This is a genomic window from Vibrio sp. 1069, from assembly GCF_033340555.1.
In genome coordinates, this window is record NZ_JAWOWP010000585.1 from 1 (window position 1) to 606 (window position 606).

Sequence of the window (606 nt, forward strand, 5' to 3'; positions counted from 1 at the left end):
CGGTAACCGTGTTGCTGGTACCAATGACAGCGGCACAGGATCATGGAGTGATCCTGGCAACAACAACGCGCATGGTACTCACGTAGCGGGCACTATCGCTGCGATCGCGAATACTGAAGGCGTGAAGGGCGTGATGCCAAACCAAAACGTGAACCTTCACATCGTGAAAGTGTTTAACGAAGCGGGCTGGGGTTACTCTTCTGGTCTTGTGAAAGCGATACAAACGTGTGCTGATAATGGTGCAAACGTGGTGAACATGAGTCTCGGTGGTAGCCAATCGAGCCGCACGGAGCAAAATGCGCTGAAAGCGATCTACGATCAAGGCGTACTGTTAATCGCTGCGGCGGGTAACGACGGCAATACAGCGCACAGCTACCCAGCGTCTTACGATTCTGTCATGTCAGTTGCAGCGGTCGATAATCAAAATGATCACGCGGCGTTCTCGCAAGCGACGGATCAAGTTGAAATCGCGGCGCCGGGTGTGGCGATTTTGTCCACCGTAACAGTAGGCGAAGGTAAGTTATCTGACATTACGCTAAACGGTGTTAGCCAGTTTGACCGTGGCATCGTGCCTCATAACCGTTTGGTCCACAACGGCACTGAGTT

At 52.6% G+C, this 606-nt stretch carries 1 protein-coding gene; it reads left to right on the plus strand.

Annotation, left to right across the window (positions count from 1 at the left end; translation table 11 throughout):
• Positions 1-606: S8 family serine peptidase (locus R7040_RS27895; RefSeq protein ID WP_318097807.1), on the plus strand; the 606-nt coding region annotated here is incomplete at both ends.